Below are 1,298 nucleotides of genomic sequence, written 5' to 3'. Positions count from 1 at the left end.
CCCGCCGTATGACCAGGGCAAGCTCAACCAACGTCTACTGGAACTGTGCAAAGAATCGATTGATGCACGCAATGGCGGGCGCTGGTCGCTGACCATTCGCAACGATGATCGGTCGGTAGGCGCAAGTGTATCCGGTCATATTGCCAGGCAATATGGAAACCAGGGGATGGCGGTGGCGCCAATCACTCTAGGTTTTATTGGTACTGCCGGGCAAAGCTTCGGGGCATGGAATGCAGGTGGTTTAAAACTTCACTTAACCGGTGACGCGAATGACTACGTAGGCAAAGGCATGGCCGGGGGAGAAATTACCATTAAACCACCTGCGGGCTGCCGCTATAACAGTCATGAAGCCGTCATTATGGGGAATACCTGCTTGTATGGTGCAACCGGAGGAAAACTCTATGCTGCGGGTTGTACCGGCGAACGTTTTGCGGTGCGTAACTCCGGCGCTACGGCTGTTGTTGAAGGTATTGGCGATCACGGTTGTGAATATATGACAGGCGGTATTGTGGTGGTTTTGGGTGAATGCGGCATCAACTTTGGTGCAGGAATGACCGGTGGCTTTGCTTATTTAAGAGACAGTGACGGTGATTTGCACCGAAGACTGAATCACGAACTGGTTGAAGCGGTGTCACTGGATACACCAATTATTCAGGAGCACTTACGGGGTTTAATTCATGAGCATCACGAAGCGACGGGCAGCCAGTATTCGCGTGAATTACTGCGCAACTTTGAGCAGGTAGTGGAGAGCTTTTATATTGTGAAACCGAAAACGGCTGACGTAAAAGAGCTGCTGGGGCATCGTGCTCGATCTACCGCCGAATTACGCGTGCAGGTGATGTAATGAACAAAAATATTTATCAATTTTTAGACGTACAACGCATTGACCCGCCCAAACGCTCGGTTGAAGAGCGCCGAATTGAATTCAAAGAAATTTATGACCCGATGCCCGGTGTGCAGCTAAAAGGTCAGGCTGACCGTTGCCTGGATTGCGGTAATCCTTATTGTGAATGGCAGTGTCCGGTTCACAACTATATTGCTCAGTGGCTGGAGCTGGCTAACGAAGGTCGGGTTATTGAGGCTGCGGAACTTATGCATAAAACCAATAGCCTGCCGGAGGTCTGTGGCCGGGTATGTCCTCAGGATCGCCTGTGCGAGGGAGCATGCACGCTCAATGACGGTTTTGGCGCGGTAACTATTGGCAGTATTGAAAAACAAATGGTCGATGAGGCCTTTAAGCAAGGTTGGCGGCCGGATCTAAGTGGTGTTATTCAGCGCCGCGAGCGCGTTGCGGTTAT

The 1,298-nt window shown here is 51.2% G+C and carries 2 pseudogenes; both read left to right on the top strand.

Annotated features, from left to right (window positions below):
• Positions 1-844: pseudogene (gltB, locus tag B3180_RS09420) on the top strand (glutamate synthase large subunit); the annotation flags it as partial.
• Positions 844-1,298: pseudogene (locus B3180_RS09415) on the top strand (glutamate synthase small subunit); the annotation flags it as partial. The pseudogenes gltB and B3180_RS09415, both read left to right, overlap by 1 nt.

It is taken from the genome of Idiomarina sp. UBA4206 (assembly GCF_002383015.1).
In the GTDB taxonomy this organism is placed as follows: Bacteria; Pseudomonadota; Gammaproteobacteria; order Enterobacterales; family Alteromonadaceae; genus Idiomarina; species Idiomarina abyssalis.
The sequence above is the reverse complement of the archived record's forward strand: the minus strand, read 5'-3'. Positions and strand labels throughout refer to the sequence as shown.